The sequence below is a fragment of the Brevibacillus daliensis genome (genome assembly GCF_021245735.1).
Classification (GTDB): domain Bacteria; phylum Bacillota; class Bacilli; order Brevibacillales; family Brevibacillaceae; genus Brevibacillus_B; species Brevibacillus_B daliensis.
Map to the genome: position 1 here is coordinate 162,760 of NZ_JAJISB010000010.1, position 14,756 is coordinate 177,515.

The 14,756-nt window shown below is 41.8% G+C and carries 12 protein-coding genes; 5 read left to right on the forward strand and 7 right to left on the reverse strand.

The features are described 5' to 3' along the window. Nucleotides 1-73 precede the first annotated feature (73 nt). The 3 genes from LM917_RS11165 (at nucleotide 74) to LM917_RS11175 (ending at nucleotide 3,581) form a co-directional block, all read left to right on the forward strand. Complete coding sequence (locus LM917_RS11165; RefSeq protein WP_255668208.1) at nucleotides 74-796, forward strand: response regulator transcription factor; 723 nt, start codon at nucleotides 74-76, stop codon at nucleotides 794-796. Next, nucleotides 793-2,205, forward strand: coding sequence for a sensor histidine kinase (locus tag LM917_RS11170; protein ID WP_232697587.1), 1,413 nt, complete (start codon nucleotides 793-795; stop codon nucleotides 2,203-2,205). Before LM917_RS11165 ends, LM917_RS11170 begins: the two co-directional genes overlap by 4 nt. A gap of 146 nt (nucleotides 2,206-2,351) precedes the next feature. Further along, a complete protein-coding gene (locus tag LM917_RS11175) occupies nucleotides 2,352-3,581 on the forward strand; it encodes a glycosyl hydrolase family 18 protein (protein WP_232697588.1) in 1,230 nt (409 codons plus the stop codon). A 579-nt stretch (nucleotides 3,582-4,160) separates the two neighbouring features. Here the strand turns inward: LM917_RS11175 and LM917_RS11180 are convergent. The 5 genes from LM917_RS11180 to LM917_RS11200 form a co-directional block, all read right to left on the reverse strand. Continuing rightward, complete coding sequence (locus LM917_RS11180) at nucleotides 4,161-4,868, reverse strand: ABC transporter ATP-binding protein (protein WP_232697589.1); 708 nt, start codon at nucleotides 4,866-4,868, stop codon at nucleotides 4,161-4,163. 14 nt (nucleotides 4,869-4,882) lie between these two features. Next, a complete protein-coding gene (locus tag LM917_RS11185) occupies nucleotides 4,883-5,659 on the reverse strand; it encodes an ABC transporter ATP-binding protein (RefSeq protein WP_232697590.1) in 777 nt (258 codons plus the stop codon). A 13-nt stretch (nucleotides 5,660-5,672) separates the two neighbouring features. Next, on the reverse strand, nucleotides 5,673-6,956 hold the full coding sequence (locus LM917_RS11190) for a branched-chain amino acid ABC transporter permease (RefSeq protein ID WP_232697591.1): 1,284 nt from the start codon (nucleotides 6,954-6,956) through the stop codon (nucleotides 5,673-5,675). Between the two features lie 12 nt (nucleotides 6,957-6,968). Beyond that, nucleotides 6,969-7,916 carry a branched-chain amino acid ABC transporter permease gene (locus LM917_RS11195; protein ID WP_232697625.1) on the reverse strand — a complete coding sequence of 316 codons (948 nt, stop codon included), beginning with the start codon at nucleotides 7,914-7,916 and terminating at the stop codon, nucleotides 6,969-6,971. A gap of 207 nt (nucleotides 7,917-8,123) precedes the next feature. Next, nucleotides 8,124-9,302, reverse strand: coding sequence for a branched-chain amino acid ABC transporter substrate-binding protein (locus LM917_RS11200; protein ID WP_232697592.1), 1,179 nt, complete (start codon nucleotides 9,300-9,302; stop codon nucleotides 8,124-8,126). Nucleotides 9,303-9,640: 338 nt separating this feature from the next. On the opposite strand from LM917_RS11200, the gene LM917_RS11205 reads away from it, so the two are divergent. Further along, nucleotides 9,641-10,120: a YgaP family membrane protein gene (locus LM917_RS11205; RefSeq protein ID WP_232697593.1), complete on the forward strand. Its 480-nt coding sequence runs from the start codon at nucleotides 9,641-9,643 to the stop codon at nucleotides 10,118-10,120. Between the two features lie 107 nt (nucleotides 10,121-10,227). Here LM917_RS11205 and LM917_RS11210 read toward each other — a convergent pair whose 3' ends face one another. Both LM917_RS11210 and LM917_RS11215 read right to left on the reverse strand, forming a co-directional pair. After that, nucleotides 10,228-10,998 (reverse strand): response regulator transcription factor, encoded by a 771-nt coding sequence (locus LM917_RS11210; RefSeq protein ID WP_232697594.1) that lies wholly within the window; start codon nucleotides 10,996-10,998, stop codon nucleotides 10,228-10,230. Then, on the reverse strand, nucleotides 10,992-12,704 hold the full coding sequence (locus LM917_RS11215; protein ID WP_232697595.1) for a sensor histidine kinase: 1,713 nt from the start codon (nucleotides 12,702-12,704) through the stop codon (nucleotides 10,992-10,994). Before LM917_RS11215 ends, LM917_RS11210 begins: the two co-directional genes overlap by 7 nt. A 185-nt stretch (nucleotides 12,705-12,889) precedes the next feature. On the opposite strand from LM917_RS11215, the gene LM917_RS11220 reads away from it, so the two are divergent. Beyond that, nucleotides 12,890-14,671 (forward strand): flavocytochrome c, encoded by a 1,782-nt coding sequence (locus LM917_RS11220; RefSeq protein ID WP_232697596.1) that lies wholly within the window; start codon nucleotides 12,890-12,892, stop codon nucleotides 14,669-14,671. The last annotated feature ends 85 nt before the right edge of the window (nucleotides 14,672-14,756 follow it).

The window sequence follows — 14,756 nt, forward strand, 5'->3', positions numbered from 1 at the left end:
TTATATCTTGTTGCCACAAGTTTTTTTATAAGCTGTGATACTATGAATTATAGAATGGAAAGGAGTAAGAAAAATGACGCAGACTATCCCTTATCTTGTTTATCTGGTCGACGATGAAACCAACTTGCTGGAGCTGTTGCGATCCTATCTTGTACGAGCAGGTTTGGAAGTTAAAACCTTTCAAAGCGGGGAAGAAGTGCTTGCCGTTCTGGAGATTGATCAGGCAAAGCCCCATCTCTGGATTCTTGACATCATGCTACCTGACATAGATGGCTATGAATTATTGCGATTAATTCGTAACAAATCATCCGAAGTACCGATCATGTTCATTTCTGCTAGAGATCAAGATATTGATAAAATCATCGGTTTGGAACTAGGTAGCGACGACTATCTCGCCAAACCTTTTCTGCCGAGAGAATTGGTTATTAGAGCCCAACGACTCTTAAACCGTACCTATGATAAACCTGCAACATCATCACCGGGGATTCCTGTTTCCACCGACAATTATCAGGACTGGATTTCCGTTTCCGGCTACTATATTTCAGAAAAAGGACGTTTGGTGAAGGAAGACGAACAGATCATTGATTTAACAACAAAAGAATTTGACCTATTGCTATATTTTATGCAGAACCAGGGACAAGCCCTTCAGCGAGAACAAATTTTAACTGCTGTATGGGGTGACGATTATATTGGTTCAGATCGGGCTGTTGATGACTTGGTAAAGCGCATTCGAAAAAAACTACCTAACTTTCCAATTGAAACCGTATACGGTTTTGGATACAGGATGACAAAATGATAGATAAGTTCTCATTGAGAAACCAACCATTAGCCCGACAAATCTTTTTTCTTTTCTTTGCGCTGATCATCATTCTTGCAACCAGTGTCTCTATCATCTATCCGTATACACTACAAAAAATCTTGTATAGCAATACCTTTGCCCTACTTGAAGAGGAATTTGAGCAAATCTCTAGCAATGTTGCATTTACTCAGCAAAATAGTGTAGTCAGAGTACCTGAGGGCAGTTCCCCTCGCTTACTGATGTATCTTCTGCAACACTATCGTTTTTCATTTGAAGTGCTTGTTTATGATACGCACGGTGAAGTTCTGGACGGTACCAAAGGTATCCCTGAATCTGTTGTGGATGAATTGTATAAATCCATTTCCACACCTAGTTTTAATCTTCAAGAAGGTACTCTCAAGCATAAAGAGGACAATTATCTGTATGTCAGCCAGAAACTAAATTTTTTTGACTTCCCGTACTACCTGGTTATATTCACCAGAGATCGTGAACTCATTCATATTAACAATATTATTACGCAGCAATTTTTCGTTCTCTTTGCGATTTTAATTGGAGTTAGTATCTTGCTTGCTATCTGGTTTAGTGGCTATTTATCCAAGCCACTTCGTAAACTAGAAATATACTGCCAAAAAATTGCCCGTCGTCAATTTGATATCCCGCTAAATATGGATCGAAAGGATGAAATCGGACAATTAGCTCGCTCCTTCGATATAATGAAGCAACAATTAAAGGATTATGATCAATCACAGCAACATTTTGTTCAAAATATTTCACATGAACTAAAAACCCCAATCATGGCGATTCAAGGTTATACACAAGGATTGATTGATGGTGTATTTCAGGGAGAGGAAGCAAAAAAAGGAATGGCAATTATCATGGAAGAGAGTGATCGTCTTGAGAAAGTAGTTGAGCAGCTTCTCTATCTTACTAAATTAGAGTCAGTTGACCGTATGCTTTCCTTCAACTCACTTGATCTCTCAGAGATGCTTGGATTCCTGCATCAACGTTATCAACCTTTACACAATCACTTGCATTGGAATATATCGTTACCGCAGAGTCTGCCCCTACTGGGCGATGGTGAACAGATTTCCATGGCGATCACCAACATCTTGGAAAATCAGCTTCGCTATGCAAAAACAACCATTTCCATTACAGGAGAGCTTACTCAGGATGCCGTCCACATTACGATCGCCAATGATGGGCCACCGATTGAGGAAAGCGTATTGCCTAATCTGTTCCAGCGTTTTCGAAAAGGAAAAACTGGAAAGCATGGTCTCGGTTTAGCCATTTCTCGTGCGGTAGTTGAGGCCCATCGCGGTCACATCTCTGCTGAGAATCTGCCTGATGATCAGGGCGTTCAATTCCAGATTACGTTACCGATGGACCCGAATTCACCTCTTAAATAACAATATAATAAAAACGAGCCAAGCAGATATGACATTGCTTGGCTTATTTTTTTGCGTAGAAATGTGAAACTCATATGGATTTCTATGGATATGTTTCTCGCTATTTGCAAACCCTACGCCTACTAGTATGAGAAAGGAGGGAGGAGATGAAAAAGCTCTTCCCACGCTTGTATTTCCCTATTAACTTTGGGTTTATCTTCATTCTTATTATCGGATGTTCTCCTTCTTCGATGGATACAAGGCAGTACCATTCACAGTCCCAACAAACTAAACTGGTCCTCAATCAAAAGGAGGCTCCTTTCCACCATTTCTCTGCTGATACCATCGATTCAACACGATATTCCGGACATATCGCATCTGAGATTCAAAAACCAGTTCGAGAAGTATTTGGTTTTTATACCGAAGAGGAAGATACCTTACCTAGCTCTGCACCTACGCTTGCGGCTCATCACGAGAACATTAGCATGATTGCTCCCTTTACTTATAAACTGGACGAAGAAAAACCCGGTCATCTTAAAACGGATATACCTGTGGATGTTCGGAAAAAAGTAATCGAACATGCCCATTCCCGCAATATTAAGGTGGAATTACTGGTTCACAATCTTTTTTATGGTTCAAACGCAGTAGGCAAACAAGTAGCTCGCAACATATTACGCTATCCCCACATCCAAAAAACCTTTTTCGATGAATTGCAAAAAGAAATCCTCTCCTTAGGTTACGACGGAGTCAATATTGATATAGAAAATCTCTTTCTGGAGGACAAGGAAGCGTTCACTCGTTTTATTAAGGAATTAAGTGCTATCATGCATCAACATGGCAAATCTATTAGCGTCAACGTACCTGCCAATACAGGTGATGACCGTGCGAATCCCTGGTCACCTTGGTTTGACTACAAAGAATTAAGCCGTTCTGTAGATAGGCTGATCATTATGGCGTACGACGAGCACAATCCACGGACAGTGCCAGGACCTGTTGCTTCTTTTCAATGGGTAGAAGACACCATTTGCTATGCTCTTAATCAAAATGTACCAGCTAACAAAATCCTGCTAGGTGTGGCAGGGTACGGTTGGGATTGGAGCAGCACTGGTGAAAAAGCTGCCTATACAACGTATTCCAAACTGCACGCCCATATGAACAAGCCCGCTTCTTCATTGCAATGGGATAGCACTCATCAATCACCCCATCTCAACTATCAAGATGCAAGTGGTAATATGCATGTAGCTTGGTTCGAAAATAGTTTCAGCCTGCGCTTTAAGCTGGCGCTGGTTGAAAAATACAATCTGTCTGGCATCGCTTTATGGCGTCTTGGACTAGAGGATCCTGCTATATGGAATACGCTATCTAGTCGGATTAAGGTTGCTAAATTGGTTCCTTAGAAATAGCTAGGATACCATTTTTATGGAGGTAACCAGCTACTTTTTTCACACTTCGCTAAGGTCTTCGCCCTTCTGTGGGTTGTAAAGTCCGCTCCACGCTTTTGTCCGGGGAAGCTCACAACGATGTATTCACTGCAAGACTTGCTGGGGCTCGCTTCTTTTTCCCGGACAAAAGCCTTCCGCTGGGCAGGGCTTCGCCAAGACGCTACGTGTGAAAAAAGTAGCTGGTTTTAACATGTTATGGTGAATAAAACCCGCTTTAGCGATTTTCCCCTGCAATCCTTTGCAGAAGAAGCACATTTTTTGTCCAGAACTATTTAAGGTCCTGCCCAGCTACTGGGTAAAGAGTGCGGACTAAAAAGTGCAACCCGTGAGACACTTCGTAGCATTGTCACCCTTTTGCACTTTCCGCACTCTTTACCCAGTAGCGGACAGTCCTCGCTCCCTTGCGGGACCTTAACGAGTTTGCAGACAAAAAATGTGCTTCTTCTGCATCCACTACAGGGCGGTTATATAAAAAACTCCCCTTATGTCACCAACATAAGAAGAGTCTTATACTAAGGAATTTAGACACTCTGATTACGCCAGATAAGCCTCACGCACCTGCGGATCTTGCAACAGGGTAGCCGCTTCATCCTGCAAAATTATTTGTCCTGTTTGGATAACATAGCCCCGATGTGCCACGCTAAGCGCTTGATTCGCATTTTGCTCTACCAATAGAATGGTCATGCCATTTTCATTCAGTTCTTTTACAATCTCAAAAATCTGTTCAACAAGAATTGGAGCTAGACCCATAGATGGTTCATCCAGCATGAGAATCTTTGGTTTCATCATAAGTCCCCGAGCAATGGCAAGCATTTGTTGCTCTCCACCCGACATCGTCCCACCTTTTTGAGAAATACGCTCCTTCAGGCGTGGGAAATAATGAAAAGCTCGTTCAATTCCCTCCTCAACCAGTCGCTTATCACTAACTGAAAAAGCCCCCATCTCCAGATTCTCCCGCACAGTTAGCTTGGAAAAAATCCGTCTTCCTTCAGGTACATGCGCGATGCCTAACGCTGCAATGTCATGCGGCTTTTTCCCTGTAATATCAGCTCCATTGAAATGAACCTTGCCTTCTTTTGCTTTTACTTGTCCACATATTGATTTGAGCGTCGTTGATTTACCAGCACCATTACTACCGATAAGGGTAACGACCTCTCCTGCTTCCACTTTTATGGTAAGGCCTTTAAGCGCATGGATTCCTCCGTAATAGGTATGAATGTTACTTAGTTCCAGTAATGCCATTTTTCTTCCTCCCCCTACGAAGCTTCCGTTGCACTTTTGCCAAGATACGCCTCAATTACCTTCGGATTATTTCGGATATCTTCTGGTGTGCCTTCTGCAATTTTACGACCGTAATCCAGTACGTGAATATATTCGGATAACCCCATAACCAGCTTCATGTCATGTTCAATTAGAATGATCGTCAGTTCCAATTCACATTTCAGTTGTCGAATAAATTCAGTCATTTCCACCGTTTCACGCGGGTTCATCCCTGCTGCCGGTTCATCTAGCAAAATAATCTTGGGATTTGTTCCAAGCGCTCTGGCTATCTCCAGACGACGCTGTAATCCATAGGGAAGACTTCCTGCTGTTTCATTGGCAATATGCTCAATCCCCACATACTCCAACAATTGATAAGCCTCAACTCGTGCCCGTGCTTCTTCTTCTCGGACTTTTTTGGTGTTAAACAGAATCCCCATTAATCCTGCCTTCAAGCGAGTATGCTGTCCGATCATAACATTTTCCAGAGCGGTCATTTCCTTGAACAATCGAATATTCTGGAATGTCCGAGAGATTCCCTGTCCAGCTATTTTATCTGGTCGGAGTCCTTTGATACTTTTACCTTCTAACAGAATTTCACCTTGATCAGGTTCGTAAAATCCCGTAATCATGTTAAAAAAAGTGGTTTTACCTGCTCCGTTTGGTCCAATAACCGCGGTAATGCTTCCCTTTTCCACTTCTAAATCAATACTATCATTAGCAACGAGACCACCGAATTTTTTTGTTAAACCTTTTGCTTCTAACAATGCCATACCGAGCTCCTCCTTAGCTTACGTTTTTACGTCCGGTTAGTTTGGCGAGTATTCCCTGTTTTTGCTCAGCATGAGCATGGCTCTTAATAGCACCAATATCTTCCTTCTTACGTCTTGACGGAATTAAACCATTCGGACGATACAAGGCAGCCAGGATCAGCAAAACTCCAAAAACGAGACGTTGCAGTTTAGAAGGGTCCAACTGGCTTGGCAAGGATAAAATACCTGCTTGCGACAGCTCATGAAGATAATTGGACAGCTCTTTAAGCAACTGGACCTGAAGCAAGGTAACGAAGGTTGCTCCTAAGATAACACCCGGGATACTTCCACTTCCTCCGAGAATAACCATGACGAGAATACCGATTGACTCCATTAACGTAAAGGAGGTAGGATCAATAAACGTTTGTTTAGCTGCAAAAATAACCCCAACCACACCCGCGAAGGAAGCACCTGTAGCAAATGCAGTCAGCTTAGTATTGAGCAAAGAAATCCCCATTGATTGGGCAGCCAGTTCATCTTCGCGAATCGCAATCCATGCACGACCTAGCTTGGAATGCTCTAGCTTCAAGTTCGCCCAGACTACAAAGAATATGACTACCAATACGATAAAATAAAAATGGAAGGCATCCGAAAAGGTTTCTCCAATCAGCGAGGGAGGAGTAATGGACGATAATCCCTGTGGACCATTTGTGATATTAACCGGTTTATCGAGGTTATTAAAGATAATTCTGACAATTTCACCAAAACCTAACGTAACAATGGCTAAGTAATCACCTTTTACCCGTAGTACAGGTAATCCCAGTAGAATACCGAAAACAGCAGCTACCAGTAATCCTACAATCAGGAACGCCCAGAACCATTCTCCCCCTAACGGAAACAAGTCCCCAGGTATAAACTCATTCGCTTGCGCCGTAGCAAATATTCCATAAGCATATGCTCCCGCTGCGAAGAAGGCTACATAGCCAAGATCAAGTAATCCTGCAAAACCGACAACAATGTTTAATCCCAACGCCATCGCTACATAGATTCCAATGTTGGTAGCAACCTCCATGTAGTAACTATTACCACCTGCCAAATAAGGAATAATGACTAGGAGTACAAGACCTCCCAGTGCCATTCTCAACCATTTATTTGCATTCGTGTAGTAAATAATCAAGACAGATAAAATTAAGCCAACAAAGCTGGTAACTGAATCCTTCAGTACCCAGAGTGCAACGGAGCAAGCAGCAATCCACGCCAGTGTTAGCAAAAGCGGGATTGGTTGTTCTTTTGCCATTAAATTTCGGAATGTACCCATTTTGCTATTCACCTACACTTTCTCTTTAACTGCTTCACCAAATAATCCTTCAGGCTTAAACAGAAGCACCAGTATCAGAATGGAAAATGCAATTACATCCTTGTATTCGCCACCAAAAGCCCCATTTGTGAGTGGTCCGAGGTATGCTCCAGAGAGCGATTCAATAACTCCCAGCAAGACACCGCCTACCATAGCGCCCCGTACATTTCCGATACCACCCAGAACTGCTGCTGTAAATGCCTTCATTCCGAGAATGAAACCGATATAAGGATCGATTGTTCCGTAATTTTGGGCAAATAATACCCCTGTAGCGCCCCCTAGGCTTGACCCAATTAAAAATGTTAACATGATTACCTTATCAACATTTATTGTCATCAGCGAAGCAGTTGACTGATCTTGTGCCACTGCTCGCATGGCGATTCCCCATTTTGTTTTGTTAATGAAGAATGAAAGAACGATCATCAATACAATTGCGGTTACAATTACGATTAATGCTTTTGTAGGAATCTGTGCAATACCTATGTCCAGTTTTCCTGGAAAGAGTATAGGCCCCGTTAGATAAAATGCATCACGATGCAACGCTTCAGCAAAGCGTACGACGTCCTGCAACAGGAAGGATACACCGATCGCTGAAATCAGAGGTACTAACCTTGGCGAGTTTCTTAATGGTCGATAGGCGACCCGTTCAATTCCCACCCCTAACATTCCCGTAATAATCATACTGATTACCAATGCCATCAATAAGGCAATAAACGGATTCAGACCTTGTAATCCACCTAACGCGTCCATAATTAATAATACTTCCGTCCCAATAAAAGCCCCCACCATGAAGATTTCCCCATGAGAAAAATTGATAAACTCAAGAATCCCATACACCATGGTATAACCTAGCGCCACAACAGCGTACATAAAACCAAGGGTAAGTCCGTCAACTAGTACTTGAGGTAATATCTGCAACATATTTTCCACGCTTGCTTCCCTCATTTCCTTTCGTGATAGTTATCTGATACAGTAAGAAAAACTTTAATTGAAGTCTATTCGAAGAAGCTGGTCCTTCTTTAGCGGATGTTTTTCATGCGTATCAGGATGCAATGCTCTGAAGTCTGTACTTTTCTGATACAGTAAGGAGGCGGCCCGCAAACTGCTGTGCCGCCCCTTCCCCAATGATTATTCTGCTTTTCCTACGAAAACCTGCTTTCCGTTTTCGAACTTATAAATAAATACTTCCGCGAACTGATTGTCTCCCTTTTCATTAAAGGTCACTTTGGTAAACTGTCCTTGGAAATCCTTTGTTTTATGAACGGCTTCCAGAACCTGTTCACGTGAAGGCTTTTTGCCCCCATTTGCTTTCGCTGCTTCCTTTAATCCGTTTAATAATACTTTCATGGAATCATAACCATATACAGAATAGGTTTCCGGTTTCTTTTGGGTTGCCTTTTCATAATCTGCTGCCCATTTTTTACCTACTTCTGTTTGCGTAACATCCCCTGCTACCGAGGTATACACGACACCTTCAACCGCTGCGCCAGCGATATTCGCTAAATCAGAGGAGTCAATGCCATCTCCACCCATAAATATGCCTTTGTATCCTTTTTCTCGTGCCTGCTTTACGATGAGTCCACCTTCGGCATAAATACCTCCGAAGAAAATCACATCAGGATTTTTTGATACTGCCTGGTTAATTACAGCACTGTAATCCTTTTCTCCCACCGTAATCCCTTCGTACCCCAGTACCTTTACGCCATCTTTTTCGAACTGAGCTTTTACTTGATCCCCTAAACCTTGTCCATATGCGGTTTTATCATGAATCAAGAAAGCTGTTTTTACGCCCATTGTATTCTTGGCGTACATCGCTGCGGCAGGGCCTTGTGCATCATCTCGAGCACAAATTCGGTGAACAGTCTTTTTACCTTCTTCGGTTAGGTCGACACCCGTATTAGCTGGCGATACCATGACCAAGCTTCCTTTTTCATACACAACGGAAGATGGAATGGCTACTCCGGTGTTGTAATGTCCTACAACACCTAATACATCCTTGTTCGATACCAGTAATTGTGCGTTGGCAACCCCTTGTTTTGGATCACCCTGATCATCCTGCGGGAACAATTGAATATCGAATCCCAATTTTGCGAACTCATCCTTCTCCTCCATCAGAGCGTAATTTGCTCCTTGTCTGATTGCATCGCCAATGTTAGCGTATGCGCCAGATAGAGGGCTTTGAGTGGCCAACTTAATAACTTCAAGACCACTTCCTTGACTGGTGCCACCTCCACATGCTGATACCAGTAAGCTCGTAGATAGTATTGCCGCTAAAAATCCCCTAGTTGCAACTTTTCCCTTTGCCATACATGAATCCTCCTGTTCATGTTTTCTTTTTAACCAGTTACAACGCTAAAGCTCCGGGATTTTCTATGAAGTTACAATCAGGTACAGGACTCCCTGTAATAATTACTGATTATTTTATATTTTATGATAAATAAGAAAATTTACAAGGATAAATATGATGATTGATTACATGGTTTTGAAAGATTTTAGTTGTTTCATACTAAGTAATAATTTTGGTCTTTTTGGTCTTTGTTATGATTGTATATTTCATTGCTGTTTCCCTTCTGTCTCTCTCTGTTTTTTCCTTGATTGTTTTTCGGAACAATAACAAAGAATAGAAGAGAAGGAGAGTGGATGTCATGAAAAAGAACGTTGGGACATTGGATGCTTATGTGCGAATATCGTTTGGATTAATCGGATTAGGCTGTGCCATTGCCAAAATGTCTTGCTTTAGCTCTCGCAGAAAGCCTTGGGGATTATTACTACTATCTTCCATGAAAGTAGCTGCGGGCATCACGCAATTTTGTCCGCTTCTCTATTCTTGCGGAATGAGCACACGCAAAGAAGATATGGTCGAAAAAGCATTGAAAAAGATTATCCCAAACGGTTTCTCCCTTTCAAACGAAGCTGCAGGACCTTCTTCTTCTGGTCGCTCACAAGGTCAACAGACTGCTTATACTTATTCACAAGGTAGTAATTCACAGCAAGATACTCAAGGAGATACGACTCGGAATCGATCTCCACGTCCCCAAAGAAACCCACAATCCTCAACAAATGGAGCTAGACATCGGGATGAGCGTCAGAATCGTTCCTCACAAGAAAAGAACCCGGAGCAATAGCTCCGGGTAGCTGGCAATAAACTCTTTTTATGAGAAAAACATAAGAAGAGTTTTTTCTATCTAATCTTCCCTTTGATATATGCGATATATGCTGTAATTGAACAACATTATGGTGACGGATAGCCACTGCGGTATTTATTGGGAGAAACGCCCGCATAGTTCTTAAACGCTCGGCTGAAATAGTGTTGGCTACTGTAACCAACAAGGGAGGAAATTTCATTAATCGTATACATTTTATCCTTATCTGTTAGCATATGTATTGCCGTGGAAATTCGTAGTCGATTTACATAATCGGTAAAGTTATTTCCTGTTTTGTGTTTTATTGCTTTTGTTAAATACGACTGGCTAATATGAAATTGGTTCGCCACCTGTACCAGAGAAATGTTATTATCAGTATAATTTTCACGGATGTAGTCCAATGCCGCTAACGAAGCCTGTGATGCAGCTTTGTAGCAATCCATTTCTTTAGAACTGACTTTAAGCTGATTTAACTCCCAAATACGCTGGGAGTAGGATTTAACAGCTTCTTGTAATACCTCTATCAGGTTTCGATAATCCAATGGTTTTAATAAATAAGCAAATACACCAAGCTCTATTGCTTTATGAGCATACTCAAACTCATCGTAGCCAGAGATAATAATAATTTTTGCATGTTGATGCTTCGACTTTACCTTTTCAATAGCCTGTAAACCGTTAAGATGTGGCATATTGATATCCATTAATATAATCTCCGGGCTATACTCATTCACAACTGCCAATGCTTCCTGTCCATCCTCAGCTGTGGCGATTACAACGATATCAAGTTGGGAGGATTCGATCAAATTCTTTAATCCATTACGAATCGTTTCTTCGTCATCAGCAATGATTGCTCTTAACATACGAATTCCTCACTCGCTATTGGTATTTTGATCTGTACGATGGTTCCTATCCCTGGTTGGCTGTTCAGTGTAATGCCGTATTGTTCGCCATAGGCAAGGGTTAAACGCTCGTTGATATTGTATAAACCGTAGTGATCAGACTCTACTGAATGCTTGAGATTATCACGAATTTGCTCCAAGCGCTGCTCCGGTATACCCACACCGTCGTCTTGAACTGATAAGTAAAGGTGCTCTGATTGTTGCCAAACCTTGATTTCAATTTTACCTGGTTGTTTTTTTGGTTTCATACCATGATAAATGGCGTTTTCCACCAACGGCTGTATAATCAGCTTAGGCATCAGATAGTTTGTTATCGAGGGTTCTACGTTGATTTCATAATAAGCCTTTTCTTTATAACGAATTTTTTGTATCTCCAGATAGGTGGAAACATGGGCGATCTCCTCCTCCACGGTGATATATTCTTTCCCATTGTTTAATGAGGTGCGGAATAATTTTGAGAGCAGCTGTATCATGTCGGCTACTTCATAAGCGTTATAGCTGAGTGCCTTCCACTGAATTGTGTCCAGCGTATTATACAGAAAGTGGGGGTTGATCTGCGATTGCAGCACCCGAAGCTCAGCTCTTCGTTTCTGTCCCTGGATTTGATAGACTTGCCTAATTAGCTTTTTAATGTCTCCTAGCATGTTATTAAATACACTGCCTAGTACCGATATCTCATCTTCACCATCGCTCTTTTTATATACAGCGTCAAGGTTGCCTGCTGAAACCTCCAACATGTGTCGCTTCAGACGCTCTATTGGTCGTGTGATAGATCCAGAAACGAAGATAGCCAGTCCTACCGAGGCTACAATCAATAGTAGACAGACGATCACGATTAAGTTGGTTATGTAATTGGTCTCTGCATGAATCTTATCGTTGTCTATCATCATGCATAGGAGCCAGTCATCCGCATAAGGCACAGAAGAATAAAACAAAGTGGATTTGTTTTGTGCCGTCACCAGAGTACCAGCCTGTGATCCCATACTTTGTTTAGCTAGATCAAGTAATTTCTCTCGGGAAAGATCCCGCTCCTCAAAGCCTTTGCCAGAACCAGTATAAACATCCCCTTCACGGTTCATAATCCACACAAAGCCGTCATAAATGTCAATGTCTTCAATGACTTGTGTTATCCTTTCCAGACTTACTGCTCCATTAATAAATCCAATCTTTTTTCCTAATTCATTACGTATCGGATAACAGATTAGAAAAATAGGCTGATTGTCGAATTTGGATACTACCGGCCTACTGATCGCATACTCTTTGTCTGTTTGAATGGCTTGATAAAAATAGGTGCGATTACATACATCTATGGTGGTAGCATCATTTATCCACCCTTGTCCATCTAACCCTCCAATAGCAAAGGATTCCCCCGGATTGCCGTAATTATCTTTTACGATTTGATTAATCCTTGTGATATAAGGTTTAATTTGCGTGAAATCCAGTTCTTTTACGTATGGGTATTCATGAATAATACGTATCTCACTGAGTCGCTCGTTCAGCCAAGAGCCTACCTCGTTGGCTTTTGCGCTGATAAGTTGCAAGGTTTGCCGCTCAACCTCTTGCTTATTTAATGACTTCACTTGCAATTGAATAATAAATATAAGTGGTAAAAAGGCAAGTAATAGGCAACAAACGAAAACTGACACAATTTTAAACCGTAAGGACACGTCATCCCTCTCCCTGCTGTTTTGTCTGTGTTGAAAATCCCAACAGGTTATCCATTTGTCCATTCTTTTTTAACAATACCGCAAAGTGCAAAATAAATAAATAATGTGTAAATTAATTCATATTTATATGTGCTACGCTTAATTCGAGAAATACGTTTGAAACATACATAAATAGGAGGATCAACATGAAGAAGTTTTTTACGTGGCTACTCATCATGATTCTGTCCCTGAGTCTTACTGCATGTGGTACATCAGTTGGAAGCGGTTCAGCAACATCAACAATTAAAGATGGAACGTACACTGGCGAGGGCATTGGTAAGGGAGGACCTATTAAAGTAGAGGTCACCATTAAAGATGACACCATCACCGGGATTAAGGTAGTAAGCCATTCTGAAACAGAAGGTTTGGACAAGTCTATGGACACTTTGACAGAGAACATTTTAAAAACCAACAGCGCCGATCAAGATGCGATCTCAGGTTGTACGTTGACATCTAAGGGCTTCTTGGAAGCAGTGAACGCAGCCATAGCTTCCGCAGGAGCAACCCCTGATATGCTGAAAAAGATTGATGGCAATGTAGGCGTAACAACGGAGAAGAAAAATGTAGAGGAAACACGTGACATCGTGATTATAGGTGCGGGTGGAGCAGGATTTAACGCTGCAATAGAAGCCAAAATGGCTGGTTCTGACGTACTCATAATAGAAAAGCTTCCGGTAGCTGGCGGAAACACCTTAATTTCTGGAGCTGAGTATGCAGCTCCTGGCAACTGGCTGCAAAAAAAAGAAAACATCAGTGACAATCCCCAATTGATGATTGAAGATACGCTTAAAGGTGGAGATCACAAAAACGATCCTGAGCTGGTAAAAACAGTAGCTGAAAACGCGCTGGATGGGGCTGTTTGGCTTCGTGATGTGGTCGGTGTTGAGTGGGAAGATGAGTTGATGTTCTTCGGTGGTCACTCTGTAAAAAGAAGTTTAATTCCACTAGGTGCAAGCGGTCAGGAAATTATAAAAAAACAACTAGCAAAAGCTGAAGAACTAAACATTCCTATTTACTATGACACTCCTGCTACCGAGCTGATTACAGACAAAAGCGGTAAAGTCGTTGGTGTAAAAGCTGAAGGCACTGATACAAACTACACGATCCATACCAACAAAGCAGTTATTATTGCCACTGGCGGTTTTGGTTCCAATATTGAGATGCGTAAAAAATATAACCCTGACATTGATGAAACCATTCTCTCAACCAATAGTGTGGGCAGTACAGGTGATGGTATTGTAATGGCTGAGAAAATCGGAGCAGCTTTAACTGGTATGGAGTATATCCAAACCTATCCAATTTGCGATCCACTGACTGGTACCCTTTTGTACTATGATGATGCCCGTCTATATGGTCACACCGTAATTGTTAACAAAGAGGGAAAACGCTTTGTAGAAGAGCTTGGTCGACGTGATGTAATGTCTATGGCTATCAAGGCACAAACTGGCCACGCCGCTTACGAGCTAATTGACCATAATGGCTTTGTCGAAAGTAAACTACAGGAAAACCACGCGGCAGAGCTAGATTACCTGTACAAGAATGACCTTTTAGTAAAAGCTGATACATTAGACGAGGTTGCTGCATTCTTCGAAATTGAGGCGGAAGAGTTAAAGAAAACTGTTACCAACTACAACAGCTATGTGGATGCAGGCAAAGATCCAGAGTTCAATAAACGCAGCCTGCCTTCTAAAATTGAAAAAGGTCCATTCTATATGATCAAAGCGGTTCCTGCTGTGCATCATACAATGGGTGGCATTAAGATTAACCCAAATGCCCAGGTAATTAACACCGAAGGCAAAGTGATAGAAGGTCTTTATGCTGCTGGTGAGGTTACAGGCGGAATACACGGAACTAACCGTTTAGGTAGTAATGCACTAGCAGACATTACCGTATTCGGTAGAATCGCTGGACAAAACGCTGCAAAGTAAAAGGACAACCTACAAAATAGCAATCTAAATGAAAGAGCGAAACGCCATAACCAGGCGTTTCGCTCTTTATATGCACCCAGACAGG

Coding starts and splice junctions, on each gene's coding strand:
- LM917_RS11165 (WP_255668208.1), top strand. CDS start 74: ATGACGCAGACTATCCCTTATCTTGTTTATCTGGTCGACGATGAAACC.
- LM917_RS11170 (WP_232697587.1), top strand. CDS start 793: ATGATAGATAAGTTCTCATTGAGAAACCAACCATTAGCCCGACAAATC.
- LM917_RS11175 (WP_232697588.1), top strand. CDS start 2,352: ATGAAAAAGCTCTTCCCACGCTTGTATTTCCCTATTAACTTTGGGTTT.
- LM917_RS11180 (WP_232697589.1), bottom strand. CDS start 4,868: ATGGCATTACTGGAACTAAGTAACATTCATACCTATTACGGAGGAATC.
- LM917_RS11185 (WP_232697590.1), bottom strand. CDS start 5,659: ATGGCATTGTTAGAAGCAAAAGGTTTAACAAAAAAATTCGGTGGTCTC.
- LM917_RS11190 (WP_232697591.1), bottom strand. CDS start 6,956: ATGGGTACATTCCGAAATTTAATGGCAAAAGAACAACCAATCCCGCTT.
- LM917_RS11195 (WP_232697625.1), bottom strand. CDS start 7,916: ATGTTGCAGATATTACCTCAAGTACTAGTTGACGGACTTACCCTTGGT.
- LM917_RS11200 (WP_232697592.1), bottom strand. CDS start 9,302: ATGGCAAAGGGAAAAGTTGCAACTAGGGGATTTTTAGCGGCAATACTA.
- LM917_RS11205 (WP_232697593.1), top strand. CDS start 9,641: ATGAAAAAGAACGTTGGGACATTGGATGCTTATGTGCGAATATCGTTT.
- LM917_RS11210 (WP_232697594.1), bottom strand. CDS start 10,998: ATGTTAAGAGCAATCATTGCTGATGACGAAGAAACGATTCGTAATGGA.
- LM917_RS11220 (WP_232697596.1), top strand. CDS start 12,890: ATGAAGAAGTTTTTTACGTGGCTACTCATCATGATTCTGTCCCTGAGT.